Origin of the sequence: Chryseobacterium pennae, from assembly GCF_003385515.1 — a bacterium.
Lineage (GTDB): Bacteria > Bacteroidota > Bacteroidia > Flavobacteriales > Weeksellaceae > Chryseobacterium > Chryseobacterium pennae.
In genome coordinates this window covers 79691-104400 of sequence record NZ_QNVT01000005.1, presented here as the reverse complement: position 1 = coordinate 104400, position 24710 = coordinate 79691, and the positions used below count along the sequence as shown (strand labels likewise).

Sequence of the window (24710 nt, the reverse complement as noted above, 5' to 3'; positions counted from 1 at the left end):
TGGATGAACAGTTCAATAGTTATTTTTGCTTTTGGGTAAAACATCATCAGGAACTTTAAAAATACTGACCAATACAATAATCAGGCAAAGGATATTAATCAAAATGGCTATTGTAAAAGCTTTATGATAGTGTTCTATTAAAGGTTTTTCTCCTAAAAAATAATAGAAAACGCTTCCTACTGCCACAATTCCTATGATGGCTGCAATCTGCTGAAAGGTATTGTAAACTCCGGACGCGTTTCCTGTCAGTTTTTCAGGCATTCCAGAAAGAGCGATATTTGCCAGAGAGGGAATTACAGAGCCCACTCCTACTCCATGCAGAAATAATAACAGGTATAGTTGATAAAATCCAGTAGAACCTTTGAAAAAAACAATCTGAAAAATCAAAATCAGAATGATAAAACCAAGTCCTGTCATCAAGGCTTTTTTCCCATATTTAAGGATCAGTTTCACTGAAAAAGCTGCAGCCAGGATAAACCCCAGCCCCTGAAAAACGATAACTTCTCCTGCTCTCATCGGACTAATCATTAATCCATCCTGAAAGAATAAGGACAAGATATAGAAATAAGAATCCAGCATAATAAAAAAGAAAGAAACAGCTATAATACCCAGCTTGAAATTTTTGTAACGCAACAGTTCAAAATCAATCAGGTAAGGTTTCTTGTTTTTCAGCTTATCTTTCTGATTTTTGATAAAGTAGATTAAAATTCCCACAGCAGTAGTCATGAGCAATACATTCTGAACACTAAAAATTTCCTTTTCAGAAACGGTAAGTGTGTATGTCATACTGAAAAGCCCTATCGACAATAGAAACACTCCCCAATAATCAAAGGATTCTTTTATACTGGTTCTGGACTCGTCCAAATGTCTTACACTGAAGAAAATAGCGACAATACATATAGGAATATTAATCAGAAAAATAAGCCGCCATGGTTCATCAAAAGCCATTAATGATGAAAAATAGCCGCCCAGAAACTGGCCGAGAATTGTCCCGATGCCAATGGTAATTCCATACATGCCCATTGCCTTTGTACGTTCTTCATGAGCTGGAAATAAAATCTGGATCATGGAAAGGACCTGCGGAGCCATCAATGCGGCACTTACTCCCTGAACAAGTCTTGAAATCATCAGCTGGATCACACCTTGTGAAATTCCACAGGTTATGGAACTGATCATGAAAAAGGTTAATCCTATAATGAAAATCTTTTTTCTTCCGTATACATCACCTAACCGGCCACCTGTAATGAGAAAAGAGGCAAAACCGATAAGGTAGGCTGCGATCATCAACTGCATTTCTCCGTTGGAAGCATTGATATCGCGCTGAATGGATGGTATGGACACATTTATGATAAAAATATCCATAATAGTCAGCAATTGACCAAACAATATAACAAACAATTTCAAATACTTACTTTTCATTTTTATATAGATATATCTATTTTTAAATTCATAAAAAAATTAGGGTAATAAACCCTGAATGATTTTTTTGATCTGATCAAACGAATCATTTTTTCTGGTGATTGTGGAGGTTACTACTGCTCCTTCTATCAGTAAAAATATATTCTCAGTGATTAAATCGGGGTCTGACAACTGATACAATTCATTATATTCCTTCACAATATCATTGATTACTATTTTCTGTTTTTCTTTATGATTTTTTGCAAAACCGGATACTGCAGCATTCCCATCTCCTGTTTCTGAAACTATTTTGATGAAATGACAGCCTGAAAATTTTGAAGATTGTTGCAGCTTTTTACGGTAATCAATGATTGCTTCTATTTTTTCTTTCGGATCTGAAATAGACGTTATGCTCTTTTCCAACCCTTCAAACCAATTCTGTTCTTCTTTGATTAAATAAGCCTGAAGAAGGTCATTTTTGGATGCAAAATGATTATACAATGATCCAATGGCAATATCGGCTTCAGCAATAATCTGATTAATCCCGGTAGAATTATACCCTTGTTTATAGAATAGATCTGAAGCCACTCTGATAATTCTGTCACGTACTTTTTCTTTTTTCAACCTGAAAATTTTAACAAAGCTACATAAAAAATAGAGAAGTCACTCTATTTTTTTTATTATAGAGAAATTCTATCTATTTCATTAAAATTCTGTTCCTGAAATTCTTTTAATTGTCAAAATAATACGATCTTTAAATTAAAAGATCAGCCATGTTCAAGTTTTTCAGAAAGAAGAAAAAAATTAAGGTCAATCTCCATTCTGTAACCATTCCCGACCAGGGATGGGAAAAAGTATCTGAGGACCATGATGCTATCAGATGGGTAAATCCCCAACAGTCTGCCCTGATTGTCCTTCACTATTTTGATAGAGAACCTGACCTCCCTACAGCAAAAGATCTTGATTATCTGAAAAGATTTTACAGAAATATTGCAGCTTCTTCCAATGGTGGCAGCATTGAAACAGATATTATTCATATTCACAATATCCCTTGCGTAAAAACAATTATTAAGACTCCTCAGCAGGAAACCGGAATGGCTTATATTGCCTCCATCACTATTCCTTTTGAAGACTGCAGCTATGTAATAAAAATTCAGACTGATGAAATTGGCATTACCGGGATGAGAGATGCGCTTATTCTTGACAGATTACACCAATCCGGAGAGGTAGAGATTGATGAAGAAAGCATGAAAAACTGGTTTGAAGATCCTTATGATCCTGATTTCAGACAGGGAACTTTAATGAATAAGTCTGAACTGGAAAAGTATGACCATGAATTCCCGGAACACCCGCTTTCCATTGCCAGATCGCTGCTCAGATCAATAATTGCAACCCTCATTTTTAAGTCTGAAATAAAACAGCTTCCTTCATTTAAAAAATAAAACCAATTCCCATGAATTCATCCAACCCTGTTGTTTATTTTGAAATTCCTGTTCATGATCTTGAACGTGCAGAAAGATTCTATTCTGCGGTCTTCAATTTCAGCTTTGAAAAGGAAATCATTGATCAGTACGAAATGGCTCTTTTCCCTTTTGAAGAAAAGAATAGTGGTATTACCGGTGCGCTGGCTAAAGGTAATGTTTATAAACCCACAAAAGACGGGGTTATCATTTATTTCAAAACAGAAAATATAGAGGCTACATTGGAAAAAGTTCTTCAACATGCAGGAAAAATTCTTTATCCCAAAAGAACAGATGAAAAATATGGTTTTGCAGTGGCTGAGTTTGAAGATTCAGAGGGAAACAGGATTGCGCTGCATGAAACAATTAAGTAAGGAAGATGGAGACTGGGAGATGGAAGTTACTAAGTATGTAAAAGCAAAACTTTCCACTATTGAGTTATACTAAACGAATTATTTTCTAAGTATTTCCCCAAATAATTATTGCTTCTGTCTTAAATATGAACCATATAGATTTCTATGTGGTTTAAAACTTCCAGCCTCAAAGCGCATTCCATTCATCGCATAACATTTTTTAGAGTATGTTTCTGCTTATTTTGTATCTTTAATTACCATTTCTCTAAAAATATTTGGTAATTCGTTATGACAGAAGAACTTTATTTCATCAAAACCAATCCAAATATTGCCAAAATCAATTTGTACAATAAACTTTGCCGTGAAGAAGAAAATTTTCTGAGCTTCCTGCAGCCTGATGGAAAAGCAAGTCTTGAGATCATCAAGGATAAGGTAAAAGATTCTGTGGAAGAACTTACCCGGGAAGAACTTTTAAATATATTCTTATGGTTCAGTAAAGCTTATCCTTCAGATCATGAAGAAATAAGAACTCAGCTGTTCATTCATGGGATTGATCTTTTTTATGAAATTCAGTCACCTGTACATACTGAAAGCTATCTGCAACTACTTTCTGATTATGAAAAACTTTCTCAGGAAAATCTGAATTATATCGTCAATGCTCAGAATTTCAACCAATTCATGATCTATGGAATATTCCTTACTGAAATGATCAACCGGGAACAGGGCAAAGAAAATATTCTTTCGGATTATCTGAAACCGGATTACAAATCTTTATATGCTTTGGCAGAAAGTCATTCAGGGCTTAACAATATTGATGAAAAAAGCAGTATACATCTTCAACGTTACTTTAATGACCTTTATGACCTTACTAAATTTTATAAAGGATCTATTATTCAGTTGTAATCCAATAAAAAAGAGATTTTTATGTCTCTTTCAAAAGTTCAGGGTGTTGTATTAAATAATCAAGAGCTTCCTGTACAGCTTTTTCAGGGCTTTTGGGATTAAAGCCCAGTTCATTTCTGGCTTTTGAAATATCAAAATCCTGCTGCAATCCGGAAAACATTGAAATATCTTTTCTCGTCAGTACCGGAGCTTTTCTGCTCAGCTTTGCAGAGAACTCCATCATTGCTGCAATGGTAAAAAGAATGCTTCTTGGAACAGAATTTGGAACTTTCAATTTTAAATCAGGGTAAAAAGTATTGGCCAGAATCGTTGTATCTGTAATGGACATACATTTTTCATTCGCCAGAATATAACGCTCGCCTGGCCGTCCTTTTTGGGCTGCCAGATAGCATCCTTCTGCAACATCTTTTACATCGATCCAATTCAGGGTAATTTTTGTATCTACAGGAATTTTTTTGTTCAGAATAAGCTTCAGAATACCATAGGAAACATTTAAAGGCAAAAAGGCTTCACTGCCAATCATTGCTGATGGCATGACAGAAACAAGCTCTATCCCCAATTTTGCAGCCCATTCAAAAGCAAGCTTTTCACCATCATTCTTGGAGTTATAATACATATCTCTCCGATCCGGATTGTACCCGTTGCTTTCCTTTGTTGGCAATTGGGTATAATCAAGAGCTGCGATAGAGCTTACGTAAACGATTCTTTTCACTCCGGCTTCAGCCGCTGCTTCAATGGTATTTTGAGTTCCTTGGATATTGACATCGTAGATTTCTTTCTTTGGATCTTTAGCCCATAACTTAAAGGATGCTCCTACTGCATAAAACGTTTCTACTCCCTGAAGTGCTTTTACAAAAGATGCCTTATCAGTAATATCGGCTTGTACCAATTCACAGTTCAGTCCTTCAAAAGGTTTTGTATTATGGATATTCCGCACTGTTGCGCGCACCGGAATGCCTTGTTTTAATAAAAATCTGACTAAATTATTTCCCAGATGTCCATTAGCTCCTGAAACGAGGCTTAGATTGTTCTTTGTCATTACATTAATTTTAATGCAGCAAAGTTCAGTCTCTTGCTTCCGGAACTGCTTGACTTTTGTTAGTTAATTATTTTTCTTCTGATTCTGCTCAAACTCTCCGGTTTCATTCCCAAAAATGAAGCGATATATTGAACAGGCACATGCTTAATAATTTCAGGGTAGTCCTTCAGAAGTTTAAGATATCGTTGTTCCGCATTGAGTGCAGACAATTCTCTGGAACGATTTTCATTATAAGCAATGGAGTGTTGAAATACGGAAATACTGAAGTCTTTCATCGTCTGACTTTCATTGACCAAATAATCAAGATTTGCCTTTGTAATCCTTAGAAGTTCACATGCGGTAATACATTCCACATTATGATCCGAGACTGTTCCGCTGATAAAATGAGAATAAGAAGTAAAAAAACCTGGTGGGCAGTTGATATGTGTCGTCACTTCATTTCCGTTTTCATCCACATAAAACAATCTGAGGTATCCTGAAACAATATAATAAAGATAATTGGGGATCTTACCAACTTCTTCTATCACAGTATTTTTTGAAAAAGATACAGGCTCAAAATACTGCTGAACTCTTTCAATCTCTTTTTGAGAAAAATCATGATTGGAACGGAGGTATTGTAAAAGCTTGTCGTGCATCAAAGTCAAATTTATGTCCGGTACAAAAATAACCAAAAGAATAGCGAATATTTTTTAAATAAAAAACATTTTTCACAAACCGATGTAATATTCTCATTAAAATAATTGTCTTATACTAAAAGCTAAATATGAACCGGAAAATTATTCTTCTTTTAAGTCTTATTTCATCTTCTTTCGCATGGGCACAAAGTGTAGAAGGGGTTGTTACAGATAAAGAAAATAAACCAGTAGCAGAAACTGAAGTGCTTATCACAAAAAATGAGGCTAAATTTTCTGCTATTACAGATGACAAAGGATTGTTCAGAATTCCTTTAAAAGAGGATGGAAATTATATACTTGAGATTATAAAAGACGGGGTAAAAACCAACAATGAGAAAATTGCGGTAAAAGGAAATACCAAAAGGGATATTCAGATCAAGGAGGAACCTGTGGTACAGAAAGTAGAAGGCGTAACCATTACCGCAAAGAAAAAATTATTCGAGAGAAAAGTAGACCGACTGGTCTTCAATGTGGAGAATTCTGTAGCTTCCCAGGGTATTGATGCTATAGAAGCTCTGGCTAAAACACCGATGGTAAAAACCAGTGATGAAGCAATAAGTATTGCCGGAAAAAGTAATGTAGCGGTGATGATTAATGACCGACTGCTGAACCTGAACGGGCAGGAACTTATCAATTATCTGAAGACAATCCGTTCTGATGATATTCTTAAAATAGAAGTGATTACCACACCTCCGGCAAAATATGATGCAGAAGGAAAAAGTGGATTGATTAATATTATTCTTAAGAAAAATACCAATCTGGGCTGGAACGGATCTATTCAGACTTCGGGAAATTATTTTTGGGGCAAACCAACTGTTTCTTCAAGAGGGGGTGCTACTTTTAATTATCAGGGTGAAAAACTTTCACTAAGTACCAATTTATCTGCTGGTGATAATTACTGGCAGTATAATACTTACAATAATATGTCAGCCATCAGCAATAACAATTTCTGGAACAAGGATGGTGACAATCTTAATAATTACAAATACAAAAGTGGAAATATAAAAGCAGAATATAAGATCAATGATAAAAATCTTATCGGAATCAATTATAACTATTCACACAGCAACCCTTTGGAAATAGGTAAAAGTGAATCTGTAAGGTTCAATGGAAAAGATCTGATCAATATTTCTTCCGACTTTAGAAACAGAAATAACAGAGATGTTCATAATGCAACAGCATTTTATGAGACAAAAATAGACAGTGCTGGAGGGAAACTGAATATCACAGCCAATTTAATGCTTAATAATTCCAACGCAAGAAATTTCTCCAATACCTATACTCCACAAGAGATCTATACCATGGCTAATCCTATCAGTAAATACAGAATTTACTCAGGACAGGCTGATCTGGAAAAAACATTTGGGAAAATAAAAACAGAATCCGGGCTTAAGTATACGAAGATCAAAAATGATTCTGAGTTTAATTTTTTTGATATTATCAACGGACAAAATCAGCTTAACGCAGGTAGAACCAATACATTCCTTTATAACGAAGAAAACTATGCAGCTTATGTGTCCACCAACTTTAAGATCAATGATCAATGGGATGCAAAAGCTGGTCTTCGCTATGAATACACAACATTGGAAGGTGTTTCTATGAATGATAATATTTCAACACAAATAAAATATGGTAAATTCTTCCCAACCGCATATTTAAGCTACAAGCCTAATGAGAATAATTCATTTTCATTAAGCTATTCCAGAAGAATTTCACGTCCCTATTTTGGAAACCTGAATCCGTTTAAATATTTCACTTCCAACTTTGAATACACTACCGGAAACCCTTATTTATTGCCATCATTTTCAGATAATTTTGAATTCGGGTATGTTTTGAATAACAATCTCAACATTACATTATATCACAGTTACAACAAAGACAGCTGGGACAGAATTCAGATGATTGATGAAAATTACAGATATACCATCGCCAAGAATTTCTATAATGAAAATCAGACCGGAGTCAATATCAGTTATAACTACAACAAACTGAAATGGCTGGAATCTACTATTTTTCTGAATGGATATTATACCAAAGCAAAATCTTATGATCCTTCCATTCTTCCTGTTCCTCCGGGATACAGTGCCAATGTAAACATAGACAATAGTTTCTTCCTCAATAAAGATAAAACAGTGACTTTCTTACTGGGATTATGGGGAAGTCTTCCGAACAGGGATGGAAATACCTATTACTATACCAATGCCTCATTATATACAGGGCTAAAATTAGCATTCATGGATAAAAAACTTCTAGTTAACCTGTATTTGAATGATGTTTTGAATACCAACCGTGAAAAAGGAATAGAATATTATCCGGACTATAATATTGATTATCAATACAAGGGAATCACAAGAAATGTTCACCTTTCCCTTACTTATAAATTCGGGAATAATAATGTAAAAGGAGCTACAAAACAGGTAAAATTTGAAGACTCCAACAGGGCAAACAGCGGTAACAATTAAAAACCCGCCCTCACTTTAGCACAAAAACAGGATAAAAACAATAACCCCGACCGGCAGCCCCTTTTCAATAAGGTTCTGCCGGTCTTTTTATGATGATTAAAAATCATTTTCCCATTATTCTTTTTTGAAATATATTCTGATTTTCCTTAACGCAAATGTTTTTATTTTCTTCCTTCATACTTTTAAGATAAAGGAAGTGTATCCATCCGCTTCATCCAAATCGATTGTAAATCGATTCCATCTTAGCTCACTTAAAAATAAGGCGTATTTTAAATAAACTTTGCGTCAAATTTATTGATCCAATTTAGTCGGCCTCTTTTTTTAAGCAGAAAATGATCTGATCTTGAAAAAGTAATACACCATTCCTCCAAGAAAATAAGCCAGCACATCCAAAATATCTCCGGTAAATAAAGGTGATATTTTCGGACAAAGGAGTTCAAATAAAAAAGACAGGTATAGAATTGAAGTGAGAATAAACTTAAAATCCGGTTTCCAGTGAAAACCCAACAGAGAATTCATGATATATTCTATCAGATAGCAGTACATAGGAACGGTAATAAAATCAGTGAAATGATTATTGATAACAGGAATAAAAATACCATTCTTTCTTAGCAGGATCATGACTGCCCAGGCTGCCAGTCCCAACAAAAACCAATATGAAATCTGTGTTTTCATTACATGTGAAGCACTGCCATAATGAATCCAATGATCACCTGCAGGACTTTTGCCATAATATCCTGAATATCGGTTTCATTTTTCTTTTCACGGTTTCCGGCAGTCTCATAATCAAACTTTTGTTTTCCTTCCATTGTAATAAGATTTGATATTGCAAATATATTCAAATTAGAACAAATGTTCTAATTTTGAAAATATGATTTTTCACATTCTGATTATTCTTATATTTGAAAGATGAGTACCAAGGAAAAAATTTTGGCCAAAGCACTGGAACTCTTTAATGAAAAGGGTTACAACAATATTACCACAAGGCATATTGCGGCTGATCTTTCCATAAGCCCTGGAAATTTGCATTATCATTTCAAACATTCGGAAGATATTATTAAGATCCTTTTTACAGAACTTATCCTTAAAATGGATGAATTACTGAATAAAATAAAGAAAAAAGAGAACAAAACTCTGGAAGATCTTTACCTACTGACTTTTTCTACCTGCGAAATATTTTATCATTACCGGTTTATCTTTATCAACCTTGTAGATGTATTAAAAAAAATACCGGAGGTTGAGGCAAAATATGAAGGGATCAATTTCAGCAGAAGAGAAGAATTTCAATTGATTTTTTCTGATCTTCAAAAGAATAATATTTTTAAAAAAGATATTCCGGACTTTATCATGAACAGTCTTACAGAGCAGATCTTCATTATTGCAGATAACTGGCTTACCCACAACAGACTGATTTCAAAGCTTAATAAAAAAGCAGCTATTCAGTCGTACACACTCTTACTGATGAATCTCTTCTACCCTTTACTCAATAAGGAACAGCAAACACTCTATGAACAACAATACATCCGATAACCTGAAGATCATCCTCAGGGAAGGAAATCAGTATGATCTTCCGGAAATGCTTCAGCTTTTTAAAGACACCATTACAACAGTATGTAATAAAGATTACAATACAGATCAGCTTGAGGCCTGGAAATCCGGTGCTGACAATCAGGAAAGATGGGAAAAGGTGATCAGTAAGCAATATATTTTAATTGCGGAGTCTGAAAATAAAATGGCAGGCTTTTGTACTCTTGACCAGGGAAATTATATTGACCTTCTGTTTGTTCATAAAGATTATCAACATCAGGGAATTGCTTCGAAGCTTTACAGACTGATTGAAAAAGAAGCCTTACAGCAAAATCAAAAGTTCCTGACTGCCGATGTCAGCAAAACAGCAAAACCTTTTTTTGAAAGGATGAATTTTAAGATTATTCAGGAACAAATTGTGAGTGTAAAAGGAGTTGATCTCGTCAATTATAAGATGGAAAAGAGCTTATAGCATGATAAAAAACATATAAATTCATTTTAACAGTTTCTGGCACAGAATTAGCTTAAGAAATTGCAAGTAAAATTGTTTTGAACCATTATTTTAGACCATTAAGATACGTAAATGGTTAAGTTTTTTCTAAAAAAACAAATCTTGTTATAATCACTTACACTACATCTTAATGGTTTAAATATTGGACAACTGCAACAATTCTTTACATTACTTAAATAACAAGATCCCGATAAGAGAAATCTTTTAAAGATAAATACCTTACTTATCCTCCATCAGTAATTTCCTTTATTTCAATATGTGGCCTGAAAATAACTTCCTGTTGTTTTGATTCGTCTGCAATATTAGATAAGATGATAACTGATATTTTTGTTTTGGGATAATAAACAAGCAAAGATGGAGCCCCCTTTACATAACCACTATGGAAATAAGCAACAGGAGCCTGCGTATTCCGCATGATTCCAAGGCCATATCCTGTTTTACCAAAAACAGAATGTTCTCTTACAGAACTTTGTGTAGTGAGAAGTTCAAGAGTCTTAGGCTTTATAATTCTCCCTCCATAAAGAGCCTGGTTCCAATTCAATAAATCATCAACAGTTGAGAGGATTCCTCCGGCAGGAATCCCAACTTTAGAGCTATTCAGTCTCTCAGGCATATTCCGTACTTTTTCATAACGATTCAAGCTGCCTACATATACTAATCCAAAATCCCCTCCATTGAATGAGCTTCCGGTTGAAGAATTAGTCATACCTGCTTTTTTGAATACCTTCAACAGATTTTCATTATATGATTTTCCTGAAGTTTTTTCGATAATCCTCCCTAAAGTGTTATACCCATCATTAGAATAATAAAACCCTGTACCACTTTTAAACATAAGTTTCCCTCCCAAAGTGTTAAGCCCTGAAGTATGATTTAAAAGCTGCCGGATTGTAATACTTTCATATTCTTTTGTTTGAAATTCCTTTACATATTCTGAAACTTTATCATCTAAATTCAACCTGTTCTGCTCCATCTGAAGTAAAATAAGAACAGCTGTAAACTGCTTGCTTATGGAACCAATCGCAAACATGGTGTTTTTATTAATTTTGGTTTTATTACTGAAATCAGAAAAACCTTTATTTTTTCTATACACTTGAACAGTGCCATCAAAAACAGCAACACTACCGTTAAAATTATTTCTTTCACAAACTGCATCCAGCTGTTGTGTCAGTTTTCCGGTCTTGCTTTTACCAGAAAAAGAAAACAGAGCAATAAGAAATAAGAATAGGAACCCTAATTGTATTTTTATATTATTTTTCATTTGTGTTTTTTTGATCATAATTTATGATACAAACATAGATACCCGGATTTTGCAATAAAAATATGAATGATCAACTTATGGATTTTAATGACGAACGTAATTGATCAAACCCTATCATCATAATTCGAATGGCCAGGAAGATGATTGAAAACTGCTTCCAAAACTTTTAAAAATATCAGTAACAGTTTGCTTCAGCTCTTTCCTGTTTATAATTTTCCCTTTATTTGGAGGCGTGAGCTTCCGGGGTTCAATTCTAATATCATTAATCTTCTTTGCAAACCATGTAACGTTTTCGTGCGGCAAAGCTACTCCGAGAATCATTCCCGGTAAACCGTTGAAAGATTCGGGGCCACCAGATACCGGTATCTGATCTGTATAAAAAGCGACTACATAGATAGAATCCATGATCAATCCGTTAGCTCTCCGGCAGTTGAATCCCGCAATTTCTCTGAATTCATCTGTTATTTTCCATTTTACAGGCTGAATAGAGTCCTGTACAAGAAATCTGTCTTCAAACACTTGTTTTTCTGTAATTTGCTTGTGATTATCATAATCTGTGTAGGTTGTATTTATTTGATTAACAGCTGGATTATTTTCAAAAAAAATATCTGAAGCCGAATCATTTTTTATCGGAGTGAACAGACTCTTTTTTTCTGAAAACTGCAATGTACTTTTCGTGCGTTTAAATTGAGGAAAAGTCTTTTTATACTCTTCAAAACGCATGTTTGAAACAACATCATCATTCGTGATTCCTCTTTGAATTAATGCGTACATATTATTGCTCCGTTCATATTCTATTATTCCTTCGGTTATAAATTTTGTTTCCTGTGCATAATATGATTGTATACTGATTATTAACAGAATACAAATCTTTGTAATATTATTTTTTTTCATAAAAACAGTTTTTAAAGGTTTTGATCTCCACCCATTTTATTAAAATCCCAGATAAGCGAAAGCATAAAGTACCTTTTTATTGTGGTAAAGCTGGTTTGGCTTAACATATTCCCATTGATATTTCTGGTAAAACCGGTATTTTGATTCAAAAGATCATTCGCTGATAAGCTAAGTTTTAAACTCTCTGACTTCAGAAATTTTCTACTGATCTGAGCATTTAAGATCAACATGCTGAAACTGGTATTAAATGATGCTGTTTTTGCTTTATACTCATAACGGGCATCTGAACTCAGCTCAATTTTCCCAGGTAGCTGCACAACTATATTAGTATTTCCGTTTAACCCCCAACCATTATTATTCGCCTCTTTCTGCAGAGAAGATTCATTCGTTGTATAAGTAGGTCCGAAACTTATAGAACCCTGATAAGAGGTATGATCATAGCTTGATAGCATAAAGTTTCCTAAATAGGTATTAGACTGCATTTTATTAAGTACATTATTGACGTAACTGTAATAAGTATTTCCGCTGGAATTAAAATACAGTCCTCCTGTCATTCCAATAAATTTTAATTTTTGCTGATAACTGGCTCTCAAACTATAACTATGTGTTTTATTGTCCTCCAGATTTACCCACCTGTAGATACTTTTCCCTACATCATCTATTTCAATACTGTTGATGACAGGACTTGAAGTTATCCCAAAATTTGCTCCCAGATAAATGCTTTGTTCGTTCAATGTTCGGTAAGCATTATAGCTTGCTTTTATTTCTTGATTGAAAGAAGGTTTCAATAATGGGTTGCCGGTTATAATATTCAACGGATCATTATTAACCCTTACAGGTTGAAGCTGATCAAAAGTTGGTCTTATAGTGTTTCCTGAGTAACCCACTTCAAGCTGTTTCTGAGGTCCAACCTCATATGACAGATTAGCTTGTGGATTCCAGTTGGTAAAATTTCTTTTAAAGGAAGATTGCTGAACCCAGTCAGACTGGTCAAGATCCATACTGATTATTTTTGTTCCGAAATTAATCGTTGCTTTATCTTTCTTTAGATTAAAAATTGCACCTCCAACGTTCATACGCTGAGTCAGCGTATAATTATTGCTATACTTCTCATCGGGAATAGTATAATTACCATCGGCAGAAAGATTAAACGTCTTTCTGTCTGCCCTGTTCTTATTTATTCCATAAGCATAGCTCAATACAAGACTTAATGAACCCGTTAAAGGTTCCGTATAGGCTAGGTTACCTATAAATTCAGAACTTTTAATTGAATTGGTTTTAAATTGATCAATGACCTGTACGTTATCTGGACTACCATTAATTCCTAAAAATTCGTTATGAGTTCGTAAATATCCGTCTGTTTTAGAATCTCCCAAATTTTGTTTAAGATTGGCAGATAATGTTCTTCCTGCTTTTTTTAGTTTTTTTGTCAGAAATACATTTGCATTCAAAGACTGATCATAGCCTTTGTTTGTTATTGTCCTCAAACTTGTATTTAGCAATCGCTCCTGAGAAAAACTTTTCCCGCTGAAGAATTGCTCATTACTGATTCTTTTATGATTTCCGGCGACAGATACCTTTACACTAGAAGTGGAATCCGGCTTTATCTGATAACTGATATCCAACTTTTGTCTGGATGTACTGTTGGAAAAAGACTGGTCCGAATTTGAGGAAATAATTCCTGCTAACAGGTTATTTTGATTTAATGTATTTTTAGAACCGTCAACTGAAATAGATCCATTCTTATAATTAACATTAACTGCTTCTTTATTATTATTCCACTTGGTATCATAATGTATTCCTCCCGATTTCACTATAGGAATCCCTTCCCCATTATATTGTCCGGATTGTGCATCAAGTCCGTTTTCATCATCTGTAGTCATAGATCCCCGTCCTGCTTCATCGAATTGAATATCATCTGCTGATCCATACTTTTGATTATCTTCCCATCCGAGACTTATTTTTCCGGTATTCCCAAAAATTCCATAGGCAGAAAGTTTTTGCTTTCTTTTAAAATAATTGATCATTCCTTTAATATTGTAAAAGTTTCTTGTACCTCCACCCACATCGGCTTGCCCGAAATATCCGTTTTTAGCATCTTCCTTCAATTTTATATTAATGGTTTTCTCTTTCACTCCATCATCAATTCCCGTAAAGGCAGCCTGATCACTTTTTTTGTCGTATAGCTGAACTTTAGAGACCATATCTCCCCTAATATTTTTAGTAACCAGCGTAGGATCATCTCCAAAGAATTCTTCACCATCCACCAGTACTTTATTTACTCTTTTCCCCTGTGCCGTAATCTTACCCTCCTGGTCAACCTGTATTCCCGGCAGCTGCTTCAGTAAATCTTCTACCTTAGCATTAGGTTTAATGATATAGGATGATGCATTAAATTCTGTGGTATCTTTTTTTATCCTTACTGCTGCTGTCTTTCCTTTTAAAATAACCTCTTCAAGCAACTTTTCTTTCCGGAACAGTTTTATTGCACCAAAATCAATATCATTTTTTGTCTGATCCGGGCTAAATGACAACACATGGTCAGCATAATCATGATAGGTGATCAAAAAAAATATTTTTTCACTTTGATTTCCGGACATATTAAAATTTCCGTTTTCGGAAGCTCTGGTAAATTTGACTAAAGTAGAATCTTTTGCTTTCAAAGCTGTAATAGTGGAACGGTATAGTGCCGAACCGGAAATACCATCCGTTACAGTTCCTTTAACACTCCAGTTTGATTGCGCCATACAATACCCTGAAAAAATAAATGTGAATATGAACAGAAAAGCTGCATTATATTTTGGCTGGTAATTCATCAGTTTATATTTTAATAACACAAACATAGCGGCTTACCTTTTGCAGGTAAAATATAAATGATCAACATTTCTATTTCCATGATCAACTTAGTTTGTCATCTATTTTTGACAATCATGAGTAAAATGAAGAGCTTTGTAAATAAAAAATGATGAAAAAAAATGCAAACTGGCCCATAGAAAAAATATCCTTCGAGGTCGTTTTCTTTGTGACAGTATTATTCCTGACAGTTCTTCATCAATGGATTGCTTCAAATACTTTCGGATATTTCTTTAGTCCTGTCCTATTTTTTATCGTCGTTTATTTGCAGGCCCAGCTATATCAATATATCGCGTTACCGTCACTTATCAATAAAAAATATGTTCAGTTTGGGTCCATAACTATTGCTTATCTATTGCTTGTAGTATTGGTATTCTCAGGCCTGAACAGATATTGGCCTAATCAAACTTATCATCATGGCGAACGGAAAACAATCAAGTTCATTATATACTATGTATCAACCTGTGTTATCAGCAGTATTTTCATCATTTTTCTGGCTTTGATCAGGCAATATTATCAAGCATTGGAAAAAAGAACCCGAGATCAGCTACTTCTTAATGAAATGAATACTAAGCTTCTTCACTATCAATTAAATCCCCATTTCTTTTTTAATATGTTTAACAATCTGTATGGGGTTAGTTTAACTCATCCAGAAAGAATTCCGGAATTAATTCTTCAACTTTCCAATCTCATGCGTTATCCTCTTGAAAAGGGAAACAATGCTGCTGTAAGCATAAAAGAAGAACTGGAATACATTAAAACTTACGTTAATATAGAAAAAGAAAGAAGTGGTAAGCGCTGTAAAATAACACTGAATCTCCCCAATGATAAAGAATCTATTTCCCATTATCAAATAGCACCTTTGCTATTAATAACACTGGTTGAAAATGCCTTTAAACATAGTGCAGGCTCCCTTAACGAATGGTTTGTCAAACTTCATTTTGAAGTTAACGCCAATGAGTTCAAGGTTGATATTTCAAATTCTCTCCCGGAAACACCTATAAAAAAAGAATCACTGGGAATGGGGCTCAGCAATATCCGTAAACGTCTGGACCTTTTATACTCTGAACATTATACTTTTGAAATCTATCAGCTAGATTCAGAATACAGAACCATTTTAACTATTCAATTAAATGCCTTATGAATCTCATGAATCCTCTAAACTGTATTATTGTAGATGATGAAGACGGAGCCCATCTTGTTATTGAACATCACCTGAACGGATTACAAAGTCTGAACCTTTGTGGTAGTTTTTTTAATGCAAAAGACGCCATGGATTACTTATACAAAAATCCTATAGATCTGATATTTTTGGATATCAATATGCCGGGTCTTACAGGGATGGAAATGCTGGCTGCCATGAATCATCCGCCATTAGTAATCCTTACAACTGCATATAGTGAATTTGCCCTTGAAAGCTATAAATATCAAGTGGTAGACTATCTGATCAAACCAATCTCTCTATCCAATTTTTTATCCGCGATAGACAAAGCTATTTCCAGATTCAAACCAATTGGTTTCCTTCCTACCCAAGAGCAACCACTTTCTCCCATTGAATGGTTAACTTTAAAAGTTGATGGAGATTATATACGGATTACTACTGATAAGATTGAATATATACAAAGCTGGGGAAATTATGTAAAAGTATTTACCGATGGACATTTTCTTTTATCTCCAATAACAACCAATGAGATTGAGCAAAAGCTGGATATTTTAAAATTCATCCGTATCCATAAATCTTATATAGTAGCATTAGATCAAATAAAAAAAATTACCGGGAACAGGCTTTATTTAATGAATGACACTGTTATTCCTATCGGCACAACTTATCGCAAACAACTTTTAGAACGGCTAAACTAAATAATTATTCCGGTAAAAAATATTATATTTGTAAAGTGAAACACTTAAACAGCATATTACGTCTTCCATTCTTCAGTGAATATTACACTCCGAGCTATCGTTCGGGAAGACTTTCTATATCTGTAATCTAAATTAAATAATCTAATTAACATATAGAGCCCGGACAGTACTGTCCGGGCTTTTTTCATTTAAAATATTTCAACATGATCAATACATTACAAGAAAATGTCTCTATCATCCTCCCGGAAAACGGATTGGAAGAGAAATTAAAACAGGCAAAAGAAGAAAACAGAAAACTTTCCATTAAACTGGGCTTTGATCCTACTGCTCCTGATTTGCATCTCGGGCATGCCGTTGTTCTTAAAAAACTGAAGCAGTTCCAGGACATGGGTCACCAGATTATTATTGTGGTTGGTAGTTTTACAGCTAGAATTGGTGATCCAACCGGAAAAAATAAGGCAAGAAAACCTTTAAGCGCTGAAGATGTTCAGCATAATGCACAAACTTATATCAACCAGTTATCTAAAATTATTGCTGTTGAAAAAACAAAGATTGTTTTCAATTCTGACTGGCTTGATGCATTAAATTTTTCAGAGGTTATTCAGCTGTTATCAAAAGTAACAGTTGCACAGCTGATGCACAGAAATGACTTTAACAAAAGGTTTACAGAAAATACACCCATTGCCATGCATGAACTGGTATACCCCATTCTACAGGGGTTTGATTCTGTAAAAATTGAATGTGACATTGAAATGGGTGGAACAGATCAGCTTTTCAACTGTACAATGGGAAGACAACTGCAGGAAGTTCATCAGATGCCAGCCCAAATCGTAATGTGCATGCCTTTATTGAAAGGTCTTGACGGAAAGGAAAAAATGAGCAAGTCTTTAAACAACATCATCGGCCTGACTGATGAACCGAATGAAATGTTTGGAAAAACCATGTCTATTCCGGATGCTCTCATTGAAGAATTTCTTGATCTTACCACCGATTTTTCAATGGAAGAGAAGACCAACTTGAAATTAAAAATGGAAAATGGGGAAAACCCAATGAACATCAAAAAACGGGTTGCCAAAAATATTATCAGTCAATACCATGATGATGAATCTGCTGAAAACGCTGAATTGTTCTTCAATAACCAGTTTCAGAATAAGAATTTTGAAGAGAAAAGTTTTGAACCTGTTCCTATCAATACGTTAACTCATATTCAGCATAAAACGACTGTCCTTGAGCTTTGTCATCAGTTAAAAAATGACCTCAGCAAATCTGCCGTCCGAAGACTGATACAAAGTGGCGGAGTTCAGATCAACACAGTTAAAATGATAGAACCAGATGAAGAAATTGAACTTGTAAAAGAAACTAAAATAAAGATCGGCAGAAGATGTTTTTTTGAACTGGCTTAAAAATATGGATTGGAAGCCGGAATACTATACAATTTCCGGTATTCCTTTCCTGCTTAAGGTCAACTTTTATTTCCAAATCCAATTAAATCAATATCTTCGTCCCTAGAAACAAAAAGCAATGACGCAGGCTGAAATCCTTACCCTGATTGATGAAGAATTGTTCACTGACAACATTAAAACGGAGCTCAGTGAGCACAAAATTGTATGGACAGATCCTTCAGGTACGGAAAATTCGGTATCCCCACATCAGACAGCTATCAATAATGAAGGAATTATTGCATGGTGGCAATGTAATGAAGCAGGAAAAGAAAAGGTTCATATCAGACTAAGAGAAAAGAAAGTCATTACCTGGAAACCACCCATCAATACTCTGGGACAACCAACATTTCGGGATGGTATTTTGTATTTTTATGAAAACTATCTGATCATTAAGTATAAGGACACTCATTACCAAAGGCTTTTTATTTTTAACATCCGAACCTTAAAGGATGAAGAAATTCTTATCAATGCCCTTACCATTCAGGTTAAAATAATAGGAAATGAGTTATTTTTAGGAGGTCTTTACCAGGATGAAGAGTTTATAAAAATCACAATGTATCCGGATCATCTTGAAAAAGAAAATATTAATGAAGCCTATCTTCAGCAAAGAAAGATTACATTTGATTAAATAAAACAACTGTCAGCAAACAGGTTTATTTATCATTAAAGTCAGGAATTAATAGTACAACAAACTTGTATATGAAAAGAAATATTTCGATCTATATGTTTGACGGTATAAAAGCTGCAAGGAATCTTTATGAGGACCTCCAGCATAGAATCTATCACACCATTACATTTAAAAATTATATTGAAGAGAAAGAAAATGGTAGCATAACCTTCAACAGGATTCTGGAATATATCAGAAATGATATTAATATGATGCCTCCCAATGACTTTTATGAAATCATCCATTTCTTTAGAAGTCAAATATATCCGTTATTTGCCCATGATTCTTTAGAAACAAGAGAAGCATATCTTAAAACCCTGTACGATTATTTAGGAATCACTCGACTCTATGAGCTTGATACACTTAATGCGGGCAAAGCTTATGCTTATCTCTATGAAAATTATGTTGATTATTTTCCTATTGCCAGAATAAGGGGAAAGTATTTCAGTGCCAATATACAATCCGAAGATTTTTTACACTTCAATGATTTTCTGATTCTGATGACCAAAAGAATTATTGAAAGTAAATTATATGATTATGATGATGTGTTAACAGAAGAGGAAGAAAGCATCATTGAAACAATACGATTAGAAAACCAGCAAAACTTACTTTTATCTGAAGCAATTGAAGATCAGATGAAATTTCTTATAAATGTATTTTTTCCTGATGACAGACAGGATTTCATCCAGGCCGTTTATCATGCCTACACCTTCTTAAAACAAGCCATCAGAATAAGATCAATGATTGATCTACAAAAAAATCCAAGGGTTATTATTGTAGATATTTATTAATTCTTTTCTCTCAACAGGGGAAATATGGCCTGAAATTCGAATTCAAAAAACCTATGAAAACTCCACTTACCTACCAAAAAGCAACAGAAAACGATATTGATTATCTTCTTGATCTAAGGACGAAAACCATGGTTCCGCATTATGCAGAATCCAATCTTCCTACAGACCGCGAAACGACTCTCAACCGGATTCTTGATCAGTTTGATAAAGCAAATATTATTTTTCTGGATCATCAACCCATTGGGCTTTTAAAAATAGACCGAAAAAATACAAATATCGATATCCTACAGCTTCAGATTGATCCCAGCCAACAAGGCAAAGGACTAGGAAGAATGATCCTGAATGATATTCTGGAGGAAGCTTCTGCAACTGGAAAAACAGCTTCTTTAAGTGTTTTAAAAACCAATAAGGCTCAAAACCTTTATTTAAGCATGGGATTCAAAACAGTAAGTGAAGATGAATATTCTTTCTTCATGGAGTTTACACCGGATTAAACACGAATAACACAAATACTTTACACGAATAATCACAAAAATAGCCTCTCACTGATTAGGCAGATTGAGCAGTTTTTTTGATCACATGAACGATGATCAAAAAATCTGCGAGAGTATAAAAAATATAAGTTTTGGTCAAAGCCATTGGATTTGGATAGAATATAAAAAATCAGGCTAAAGTACATTTCTATTGAATTTAAATACTTTCATTCTATTTTTTTTACTGCTATACTTCCAACTTCACTCTTCCAGCTTCCAGCCTATCTCTATCTAATGATTCGCCATTGTCACATAAATCAGTCTTCCTCCCTCTTCTGCAGACAACAGTATTTTTTTCCCATCAGTGAGTTCTACCATAGATCCAGGCAGAATTTCTTTCTGTTCTGTAATATCCTTCATTCCTGGTAAACTTTGATTTACCAATACCCATTTTCCCTGATGAAAGGTAAAATATCCTACAGGCATTTTGTCCTGCATGGTGAGGTTTTCATTTCTGATCACCTTTCTGGACACATGCCATTTAAATAAATATTGGTTATGATATACCATCAATCTGTGGTTTTCAGGTTTCCAAACCTCATCATCAAACTTAAAATACAGATCCAGAACCGGAAGCGTTCCCTGGTGTGGAGTTCCACAGAAAGGGCATTTCGGATTGCTGGTATTATCAAAGACATACCATTTCTCTGTACAGTCGGAATTCCGGCAAGGCTGTATCAGGTCTACAGTTTTCAGTAAAGCAGTTTCCCATTCATTAGCAGTGGGACGTCTGATTGGATCATGTAATCCCTCAATAAAAGTTTTTCTGAATAAATCCGCAAGGTACGGACCTGTTATAGTATAGGGAATTTTTTGCGGATCACCCCAAAAGGCATCCCATTTTCTAAGATGTTCAGTTCTTACATGATTGGAAGGATCATTAGGATGTTCCACAAACAGGGCTTTTTCACCCATAGATATCATTTCATCCTTTTCAGAATCCAGATCCCAGATCTTCCCACCACGGAGAGGGTGTCTTCTCAACAGGTACATATAGATCAGCACTGCAAGAGCATGAAGATCAGTTTTTTGATCGGGCAGGTACCTATTGGGATCCTTAAGGCTAAGATGTTGGGTTTTTAAAACTTCAGGCGCTATAAAATCAGCTGTTCCAATGACTTCCGGTGGAAATAATTTGGGAACAACAAGGCCATCAATATCAATAATACATGCAGATTTCGTCACCGGATCTACCAGGATATTATTATAGGAAAGGTCTGAATGTGCTAATCCCATCTGATGAAGTTTTTTCACTCCCCTACTGATGTTAATAGCAATCTGAAAATAACTCAGCCAATCCCCTAATTCAGACTGATCAAGCCTTAATGGATACTGTGGGTTTCTGAACATCGGAGCCGTAAACCACTTTCCGACTTTATCTTCACTCTGAATAGTATCAGAACCTACATACCCTTTAGCAAAAAAGAATTTTTGATGATAAACAGGAACAATAATTCCTGTCAGCCTGTCTTTTTCCACAATATCATATGGCCATCTGAATATTTCGTTTAAAAAGTATTCTGCAGAATTACCGTTCTGAATGTTTTGCAGATAGGTGGAAACAATTCTCATAATTCTTTCTTTCTGCCCTTCATCCAGTGGATTTCTGTAAAATGCAACTACATATTCTCTGTCCGGCGAAAAGTAAACATCTTTTACTCCTCCCTGAATCGGTTTTTCATCTACATATTCATAGGATTTGGCTGCATCCAGAATGGAGACAACCCTGATGGTCTTTTTCATATTGAATTTAATAAATTATGGCCAGTGTACGGTCGTCATGGTTTCCGCGGCTCCAGAAATCAGTCCAGTGGAGAAGTTGTTGTGCAATTTCGGTATCATTGATAAAGTTTACTTTAGCAAGATCGTCGTTAACACCATTAAGATCGTTAAAAAATGTTTTCCAGCTTTCTGTATCTTCCAGCTTGTTTTCGGTAAGGAATTTAGGATCATAAATCCCATCTGTCATAAGTACCAGATATGAAAAATCCTCCACACAGCTTATCCTGAAACGGGAAACAATATGATCGTTGAAAATTTCCTTCATGGTCATAAAACGGGTACCCCCACTGAACTCACCGACATCCATGGTATTTAAAAGCTTTATCTCTGAAAAATCAGTATTGACAAGACTGATGGGACAGTCTCCTACTCCAAAATTCAAAATAACATATCCAAAACTGAACTTCTTAACCAAAGCAAAAATAAGAGTGGTATGCAGATCATTCATGGAAAGATTATTTTCAGAAGCTGTTTTCTCCAAAGCATGATGTACATATAAAACACCTTCATAAAGACGTCTTATTACATGTTCTTTGGCTCCATCCTGCTCTTTTTCTGAATTATCTGAGGTATAAATGATCTCGATATTATTTTCAATTTCATTTAAAACTTCCGGAGAACTGAAAAACTCATTGACAGAAATTGTTGCCAGCCTTGAACCTTCTCTTGCCATGGTAGCAGAGCCTGCACCATCAGAAACGGAAACAATATTCCAGTCTGAAGGAAGCTCATTCACAGCAAAATCATCCTCTCTGAATTTTCCTTCATGGGCATGAGAACGGCCTCTTTTAGAAACCACAACAATTTTTTTATCTGAAAATCTTCCCTGAAATGAAGCCTCATCTTCTTTATAAAAATCAGCTTCCTTGTCAGCAGGAACATTTTTCCATAAGTCTTTGGGATCAATATTAACCAGTAGCTGAACTCTTTTAATCTCAGTATTCTCCTTATCCTCAATATGGAAAAATTCAATATCCAGATGATAAAGATTATTGGACATCGGAGTTCCTGAAATTCTGTTATTTTCAAACATAAGCCCGGTTACTTCTAAATTCGTGATGGTTTTAATCTTTATATTCGGAAAATCTTCTATTTCAAAACTGAATTCATAAAACTTTCCTGCATTAGCATTTTTTAATACCCAGTGAATTTCTTTAAATTCTTCTTTTTCTTTATAGATAATTCCTTTTTCCATAGGTTTTTCCCCAATCCCAAAATAAAATGAAGGTATTTTCATGGCCTAAATAATTTAACCTAAAGTTCTGTTGATATCAAATCCTCCTCCGGAATATCCGTAATAATCGGAAGTACCGCACCAAGGGCATTTATTATATCCTTCTCCCTGCAGGCAATGAATTCCACCACATGAGCAGGTTGCCAGAGCAATAGGATTAGCACATTGAGGACAGGAAGTTCCCCCCTGAAGTTCTTCTATTGAAATTTTCAGATTACTCCTTTGGGCAGAAGACAGCCTGTAATAAGATTTTTCATCAATTTTGTAGGCTCCTTCCAGTTTATAATATCTGGTTGACATCCCTGGAATACTTGATTCACCGAATGTTTTTTTAAATTTCATCAGATAGAGTTTATCCGTCTCTGAACATTTGCCATTCAGAACCACAAAATTATTATCCGGAAAACGCTGTTCCATCTGTGGATCTACCTTTTCAAGGATGACAGAGTCTATTTTAGACAGGTTAATTCCCTCTTTCTTTGCCTCAGTAACACTTTGGCTTGTAGTTTTAATAGAATCAGTTACCCATTTGAAAAATTCTTTATAGGAATTTTCATCTGTATTATTGAACAGTAAAACATTATCTGCCAGCGAGCCCAGAAGTTTATAATTGGTATTCTCTCCTATGGAAACCGCAATGGTATTAGCCTTTCCGTTATACTTACTCTTCCATCTTTCGATGGCCTTAGTAGCATCATCCGTAGGAACACCGTCTGTAAACAGAAAAACAATAGGTTTCCAGTCTCCTTTACGGTCATACGTCGTTTTTATAACCTCCTTATCAATACAATCCATGATTTTTATTAAACCCTGGGATAATGAAGTTCCGCTTCCAATCGGAATTTTGGGTGGATAAAAACTGATTATATCCTGAAGCGGTGTAATCACTTCAGCCTCTCCGGCAAAGCCTACCACTGAAATATAAACCGTTTCCAATGAATACGGATCCTTCTTCAGTTCCCTGACGATATTGGAAATTCCTTCCTGCACCTGTTCAATCGGGTCTCCTACCATAGATTCGGAGACATCGATCAAAAAATAAATGGGTAGCCTTCTCATACCTGTAAAG

Annotated in this window: 24 protein-coding genes; 12 read left to right on the top strand and 12 right to left on the bottom strand. The window is 34.9% G+C overall.

What is annotated here, in order from left to right; translation table 11 throughout:
* Positions 1 to 12: 12 nt before the first annotated feature.
* Together DRF65_RS07360 and DRF65_RS07355 are read right to left on the bottom strand one after the other, a co-directional pair.
* Positions 13 to 1419: an MFS transporter gene (locus tag DRF65_RS07360; protein ID WP_115970117.1), complete on the bottom strand. Its 1407-nt coding sequence runs from the start codon at positions 1417 to 1419 to the stop codon at positions 13 to 15.
* Positions 1420 to 1458: 39 nt separating this feature from the next.
* Complete coding sequence (locus DRF65_RS07355; protein ID WP_115970116.1) at positions 1459 to 2022, bottom strand: TetR/AcrR family transcriptional regulator; 564 nt, start codon at positions 2020 to 2022, stop codon at positions 1459 to 1461.
* A gap of 149 nt (positions 2023 to 2171) precedes the next feature.
* Between DRF65_RS07355 and DRF65_RS07350 the strand changes: the two genes are divergently transcribed.
* From DRF65_RS07350 to DRF65_RS07340, 3 genes are all read left to right on the top strand, one after another.
* Positions 2172 to 2840, top strand: coding sequence for a hypothetical protein (locus tag DRF65_RS07350; protein WP_115970115.1), 669 nt, complete (start codon positions 2172 to 2174; stop codon positions 2838 to 2840).
* Between the two features lie 11 nt (positions 2841 to 2851).
* Positions 2852 to 3232, top strand: a complete 381-nt coding sequence (locus DRF65_RS07345) for a VOC family protein (RefSeq protein ID WP_115970114.1) — start codon at positions 2852 to 2854, stop codon at positions 3230 to 3232.
* Positions 3233 to 3499: 267 nt separating this feature from the next.
* Positions 3500 to 4114 (top strand): hypothetical protein, encoded by a 615-nt coding sequence (locus DRF65_RS07340; protein ID WP_115970113.1) that lies wholly within the window; start codon positions 3500 to 3502, stop codon positions 4112 to 4114.
* Positions 4115 to 4133: 19 nt separating this feature from the next.
* On the opposite strand, the gene DRF65_RS07335 is transcribed toward DRF65_RS07340, so the two are convergent.
* Both DRF65_RS07335 and DRF65_RS07330 read right to left on the bottom strand, forming a co-directional pair.
* Entirely contained in the window at positions 4134 to 5153 is a 1020-nt protein-coding gene (locus DRF65_RS07335; RefSeq protein ID WP_115970112.1) for an NAD-dependent epimerase/dehydratase family protein, read from the bottom strand.
* A 59-nt stretch (positions 5154 to 5212) separates the two neighbouring features.
* Positions 5213 to 5788, bottom strand: coding sequence for a Crp/Fnr family transcriptional regulator (locus tag DRF65_RS07330; RefSeq protein ID WP_115970111.1), 576 nt, complete (start codon positions 5786 to 5788; stop codon positions 5213 to 5215).
* A gap of 128 nt (positions 5789 to 5916) precedes the next feature.
* On the opposite strand from DRF65_RS07330, the gene DRF65_RS07325 reads away from it, so the two are divergent.
* Entirely contained in the window at positions 5917 to 8289 is a 2373-nt protein-coding gene (locus tag DRF65_RS07325; RefSeq protein WP_115970110.1) for an outer membrane beta-barrel family protein, read from the top strand.
* A gap of 321 nt (positions 8290 to 8610) precedes the next feature.
* Here DRF65_RS07325 and DRF65_RS07320 read toward each other — a convergent pair whose 3' ends face one another.
* Both DRF65_RS07320 and DRF65_RS29090 read right to left on the bottom strand, forming a co-directional pair.
* Positions 8611 to 8964 (bottom strand): hypothetical protein, encoded by a 354-nt coding sequence (locus tag DRF65_RS07320; RefSeq protein WP_115970109.1) that lies wholly within the window; start codon positions 8962 to 8964, stop codon positions 8611 to 8613.
* Positions 8964 to 9098 carry a hypothetical protein gene (locus DRF65_RS29090; RefSeq protein ID WP_259080637.1) on the bottom strand — a complete coding sequence of 45 codons (135 nt, stop codon included), beginning with the start codon at positions 9096 to 9098 and terminating at the stop codon, positions 8964 to 8966. Before DRF65_RS29090 ends, DRF65_RS07320 begins: the two co-directional genes overlap by 1 nt.
* Before the next feature lie 100 nt (positions 9099 to 9198).
* Between DRF65_RS29090 and DRF65_RS07315 the strand changes: the two genes are divergently transcribed.
* Positions 9199 to 9819, top strand: coding sequence for a TetR/AcrR family transcriptional regulator (locus tag DRF65_RS07315; protein WP_115970108.1), 621 nt, complete (start codon positions 9199 to 9201; stop codon positions 9817 to 9819).
* The gene (locus DRF65_RS07310; RefSeq protein WP_115970107.1) at positions 9797 to 10288 is read left to right on the top strand and encodes a GNAT family N-acetyltransferase; all 492 of its coding nucleotides are present in this window, start codon (positions 9797 to 9799) and stop codon (positions 10286 to 10288) included. Before DRF65_RS07315 ends, DRF65_RS07310 begins: the two co-directional genes overlap by 23 nt.
* 262 nt (positions 10289 to 10550) lie before the next feature.
* Here DRF65_RS07310 and DRF65_RS07305 read toward each other — a convergent pair whose 3' ends face one another.
* The 3 genes from DRF65_RS07305 to DRF65_RS07295 form a co-directional block, all read right to left on the bottom strand.
* Positions 10551 to 11585 carry a serine hydrolase domain-containing protein gene (locus tag DRF65_RS07305; protein WP_185148457.1) on the bottom strand — a complete coding sequence of 345 codons (1035 nt, stop codon included), beginning with the start codon at positions 11583 to 11585 and terminating at the stop codon, positions 10551 to 10553.
* Between the two features lie 117 nt (positions 11586 to 11702).
* Positions 11703 to 12479, bottom strand: a complete 777-nt coding sequence (locus DRF65_RS07300; protein ID WP_115970105.1) for a GLPGLI family protein — start codon at positions 12477 to 12479, stop codon at positions 11703 to 11705.
* An 11-nt stretch (positions 12480 to 12490) separates the two neighbouring features.
* Positions 12491 to 15295, bottom strand: a complete 2805-nt coding sequence (locus DRF65_RS07295) for an outer membrane beta-barrel family protein (protein ID WP_165852188.1) — start codon at positions 15293 to 15295, stop codon at positions 12491 to 12493.
* 146 nt (positions 15296 to 15441) lie between these two features.
* Between DRF65_RS07295 and DRF65_RS07290 the strand changes: the two genes are divergently transcribed.
* From DRF65_RS07290 to DRF65_RS07265, 6 genes are all read left to right on the top strand, one after another.
* Positions 15442 to 16476, top strand: a complete 1035-nt coding sequence (locus DRF65_RS07290) for a sensor histidine kinase (RefSeq protein WP_115970103.1) — start codon at positions 15442 to 15444, stop codon at positions 16474 to 16476.
* A gap of 5 nt (positions 16477 to 16481) precedes the next feature.
* Positions 16482 to 17192, top strand: a complete 711-nt coding sequence (locus DRF65_RS07285) for a LytR/AlgR family response regulator transcription factor (RefSeq protein WP_115970229.1) — start codon at positions 16482 to 16484, stop codon at positions 17190 to 17192.
* Between the two features lie 203 nt (positions 17193 to 17395).
* Positions 17396 to 18595 (top strand): tyrosine--tRNA ligase, encoded by a 1200-nt coding sequence (tyrS, locus tag DRF65_RS07280; protein ID WP_115970102.1) that lies wholly within the window; start codon positions 17396 to 17398, stop codon positions 18593 to 18595.
* Between the two features lie 118 nt (positions 18596 to 18713).
* Complete coding sequence (locus tag DRF65_RS07275) at positions 18714 to 19262, top strand: hypothetical protein (RefSeq protein ID WP_115970101.1); 549 nt, start codon at positions 18714 to 18716, stop codon at positions 19260 to 19262.
* A 71-nt stretch (positions 19263 to 19333) separates the two neighbouring features.
* Positions 19334 to 20092 carry a hypothetical protein gene (locus tag DRF65_RS07270; protein ID WP_115970100.1) on the top strand — a complete coding sequence of 253 codons (759 nt, stop codon included), beginning with the start codon at positions 19334 to 19336 and terminating at the stop codon, positions 20090 to 20092.
* A gap of 53 nt (positions 20093 to 20145) precedes the next feature.
* A complete protein-coding gene (locus DRF65_RS07265; RefSeq protein ID WP_115970099.1) occupies positions 20146 to 20586 on the top strand; it encodes a GNAT family N-acetyltransferase in 441 nt (146 codons plus the stop codon).
* A gap of 270 nt (positions 20587 to 20856) precedes the next feature.
* Here DRF65_RS07265 and DRF65_RS07260 read toward each other — a convergent pair whose 3' ends face one another.
* Genes DRF65_RS07260 through DRF65_RS07250 form a run of 3 tightly spaced genes read right to left on the bottom strand, consistent with a single transcriptional unit; the run spans position 20857 to position 24700 of the window.
* Positions 20857 to 22368, bottom strand: a complete 1512-nt coding sequence (locus DRF65_RS07260; RefSeq protein WP_115970098.1) for a helix-hairpin-helix domain-containing protein — start codon at positions 22366 to 22368, stop codon at positions 20857 to 20859.
* 7 nt (positions 22369 to 22375) lie between these two features.
* The gene (locus DRF65_RS07255; protein WP_115970097.1) at positions 22376 to 23644 is read right to left on the bottom strand and encodes a PP2C family serine/threonine-protein phosphatase; all 1269 of its coding nucleotides are present in this window, start codon (positions 23642 to 23644) and stop codon (positions 22376 to 22378) included.
* Between the two features lie 12 nt (positions 23645 to 23656).
* The gene (locus DRF65_RS07250) at positions 23657 to 24700 is read right to left on the bottom strand and encodes a TerY-C metal binding domain-containing protein (RefSeq protein ID WP_115970096.1); all 1044 of its coding nucleotides are present in this window, start codon (positions 24698 to 24700) and stop codon (positions 23657 to 23659) included.
* Positions 24701 to 24710 lie beyond the last annotated feature (10 nt).

Bases quoted from the DNA above. Each gene is read 5' to 3' on its own strand.
- tyrS (WP_115970102.1), top strand. From the start codon at position 17,396: ATGATCAATACATTACAAGAAAATGTCTCTATCATCCTCCCGGAAAAC.
- DRF65_RS07265 (WP_115970099.1), top strand. From the start codon at position 20,146: ATGAAAACTCCACTTACCTACCAAAAAGCAACAGAAAACGATATTGAT.
- DRF65_RS07260 (WP_115970098.1), bottom strand. From the start codon at position 22,368: ATGAAAAAGACCATCAGGGTTGTCTCCATTCTGGATGCAGCCAAATCC.
- DRF65_RS07325 (WP_115970110.1), top strand. From the start codon at position 5,917: ATGAACCGGAAAATTATTCTTCTTTTAAGTCTTATTTCATCTTCTTTC.
- DRF65_RS07335 (WP_115970112.1), bottom strand. From the start codon at position 5,153: ATGACAAAGAACAATCTAAGCCTCGTTTCAGGAGCTAATGGACATCTG.
- DRF65_RS07310 (WP_115970107.1), top strand. From the start codon at position 9,797: ATGAACAACAATACATCCGATAACCTGAAGATCATCCTCAGGGAAGGA.
- DRF65_RS07300 (WP_115970105.1), bottom strand. From the start codon at position 12,479: ATGAAAAAAAATAATATTACAAAGATTTGTATTCTGTTAATAATCAGT.
- DRF65_RS07330 (WP_115970111.1), bottom strand. From the start codon at position 5,788: ATGCACGACAAGCTTTTACAATACCTCCGTTCCAATCATGATTTTTCT.
- DRF65_RS07320 (WP_115970109.1), bottom strand. From the start codon at position 8,964: ATGAAAACACAGATTTCATATTGGTTTTTGTTGGGACTGGCAGCCTGG.
- DRF65_RS07345 (WP_115970114.1), top strand. From the start codon at position 2,852: ATGAATTCATCCAACCCTGTTGTTTATTTTGAAATTCCTGTTCATGAT.
- DRF65_RS07275 (WP_115970101.1), top strand. From the start codon at position 18,714: ATGACGCAGGCTGAAATCCTTACCCTGATTGATGAAGAATTGTTCACT.
- DRF65_RS07360 (WP_115970117.1), bottom strand. From the start codon at position 1,419: ATGAAAAGTAAGTATTTGAAATTGTTTGTTATATTGTTTGGTCAATTG.
- DRF65_RS07315 (WP_115970108.1), top strand. From the start codon at position 9,199: ATGAGTACCAAGGAAAAAATTTTGGCCAAAGCACTGGAACTCTTTAAT.
- DRF65_RS07270 (WP_115970100.1), top strand. From the start codon at position 19,334: ATGAAAAGAAATATTTCGATCTATATGTTTGACGGTATAAAAGCTGCA.
- DRF65_RS07290 (WP_115970103.1), top strand. From the start codon at position 15,442: ATGATGAAAAAAAATGCAAACTGGCCCATAGAAAAAATATCCTTCGAG.
- DRF65_RS07295 (WP_165852188.1), bottom strand. From the start codon at position 15,295: ATGAATTACCAGCCAAAATATAATGCAGCTTTTCTGTTCATATTCACA.
- DRF65_RS07285 (WP_115970229.1), top strand. From the start codon at position 16,482: ATGAATCCTCTAAACTGTATTATTGTAGATGATGAAGACGGAGCCCAT.
- DRF65_RS07255 (WP_115970097.1), bottom strand. From the start codon at position 23,644: ATGAAAATACCTTCATTTTATTTTGGGATTGGGGAAAAACCTATGGAA.
- DRF65_RS29090 (WP_259080637.1), bottom strand. From the start codon at position 9,098: ATGGAAGGAAAACAAAAGTTTGATTATGAGACTGCCGGAAACCGTGAA.
- DRF65_RS07305 (WP_185148457.1), bottom strand. From the start codon at position 11,585: ATGAAAAATAATATAAAAATACAATTAGGGTTCCTATTCTTATTTCTT.
- DRF65_RS07340 (WP_115970113.1), top strand. From the start codon at position 3,500: ATGACAGAAGAACTTTATTTCATCAAAACCAATCCAAATATTGCCAAA.
- DRF65_RS07350 (WP_115970115.1), top strand. From the start codon at position 2,172: ATGTTCAAGTTTTTCAGAAAGAAGAAAAAAATTAAGGTCAATCTCCAT.
- DRF65_RS07250 (WP_115970096.1), bottom strand. From the start codon at position 24,700: ATGAGAAGGCTACCCATTTATTTTTTGATCGATGTCTCCGAATCTATG.